Genomic DNA, 1,755 nt, shown 5'->3' on the forward strand with positions numbered 1-1,755 from the left:
CGTCGAGCGGCTGATGCCGGCATAGCAATGCACGAGCATCGGCCTTGCCCGGTCCCAGCGGCGCGCGAAATCGAGCAGGTTGCGGACATGCTCCTCGCCGGGCATGGTCATGCCGTCCTGCGCCGCCGCGATGTCATGCATGACCAGATGCAGATGATTTTCTTTCGATATCGAGGCCGGCCGGACCACCGCCGTTCCGGCGGCAAGCAGCGACAGCATGCGGTCGGCGCCGCTCCTGGCCACCGTTTCCTCGATCTTTGCCAGCGAGCAGACATGGATCATTGTTTCGAACCCTTCGATTGAAGCTCGCGCCGCGACGCCCATTCGGCAAGAACGGTCTCGAGCCGCTGCCATTCCTCCTCACTCCCCGGCAGGCCGGCGCGCAGAACGTCAGGCCGATCGGCAAAATGGCGAAGCAGAATGCCGCGCCCGCCGAGCGCGGCAAACAAATCGGCAGCATGCGGTAGGCGAAGAAAACGGAACAGCGTGGTGCCACCCATAACGGGAATACCGAAGCGGCCGAACAGCGCATCGAGCCGCGCCGATTCATCAGCCAGCGCCGCCCGCATCGCGTCCTGCCAGCCGATATCGGCAAGCGCGCGAATGCCGTATTCCAGCGCCGGGCCGGCGACGGCCCATGGCCCGAATTGTGTTTCCAGCCGTTCGACCGTCACAGGATCGGAAAGCGCAAAACCGAGCCGCAGGCCGGCCAGACCAAAGAACTTGCCGAACGAGCGCAGCACGACGACGCCGCCCTGGCCGACATCGCCGCAGAGGCTATGCTCGCGCGGCCCAACATCCATGAACGCCTCGTCGACAACCAGCAGCCCGCCCTTGGCGCGCAATCCGGCAGCCAGAGCCAGCAACCGGTCGCGCGCGATGACACGTCCATCTGGATTGTTCGGATTGACCATGATGGCAAGGTCGGCGTCCGCCAGGTCAGCGAAATCGCCGACCTCGGTCACCGCGTGCCCGGCGATCACTGCTGCGCGGGCATGTTCGGCGTAGGTCGGACCCAGCACCAGCGCCCTTCCGGGGGTAATCAGCGAGGCGACGCGCGGCAACAGGATCTGCGTGCCCGGTGCCGCCACGATATTGGCTGGCGACGGCGCCCCATAGGCACTGGCAGCGATCTCTGTCAGCTCACGCGTGCGCGCGGCTTCCGGCAACCGCGACAGCGAGGTGGCGGGCAGGTCGAAAAGCGGGTAGGAGTGCGGATTGATACCGGTCGAGAGGTCGACGAATGGCAGCAGGGCGTTGGGGAAAAGCGCCCTCGCGCGGCCAAGACTTCCACCATGGTCCACAACCGCCCCATTAAGAAGCTTCATGTCAGTCCTGATCGCTTTCCTGTCATTGGCCGTCGAATTCGCCCTCGGTTACCCCGATTGGCTGTTTCGCGCCATCGGCCATCCGGTGACGTGGTTCGGCAGGCTGATATCCTTTCTCGACCGCAGGCTCAACCGCGCCACTGATCCCGACGCGCTGCGTCGCAAGCGTGGTGTCCAGGCGCTGCTGGTCATCGTGCTGGTGCCGGCGATAATTGGCCTGGGCGTGCAGATCCTGTTCTGGTTCGTTCCCATGGGCCTGGTCATCACTGCCCTTCTGGCAACGTCGCTTCTGTCGCAGAAGAGCCTCTATGAGCATGTCGAGGCTGTGGCGGACGCGCTCGACACCGGTGGCCTCGCTCTGGCCCGCCTTGCCGTTTCGCGAATCGTCGGCCGCGACCCTGAAACGCTCGACAGGGCCGGCGTCTGC

2 protein-coding genes and 1 pseudogene are annotated in these 1,755 nt (G+C 65.1%); 1 reads left to right on the plus strand and 2 read right to left on the minus strand.

Annotated features, from left to right (window positions below):
* Nucleotides 1-282: pseudogene (locus EN893_RS32455) on the minus strand (protein tyrosine phosphatase); the annotation flags it as partial.
* Nucleotides 279-1,328, minus strand: coding sequence for a threonine-phosphate decarboxylase CobD (cobD, locus tag EN893_RS32460; RefSeq protein WP_127272558.1), 1,050 nt, complete (start codon nt 1,326-1,328; stop codon nt 279-281). The pseudogene EN893_RS32455 and the gene cobD, both read right to left, overlap by 4 nt.
* On the opposite strand from cobD, the gene EN893_RS32465 reads away from it, so the two are divergent.
* The coding region (locus EN893_RS32465; protein ID WP_164901323.1) for a cobalamin biosynthesis protein at nt 1,327-1,755 on the plus strand (429 nt) is incomplete at its 3' end. The genes cobD and EN893_RS32465 overlap by 2 nt on opposite strands.

Origin of the sequence: Mesorhizobium sp. M7A.F.Ca.CA.004.04.2.1, assembly GCF_004022825.1 — a bacterium.
In the GTDB taxonomy this organism is placed as follows: domain Bacteria; phylum Pseudomonadota; class Alphaproteobacteria; order Rhizobiales; family Rhizobiaceae; genus Mesorhizobium.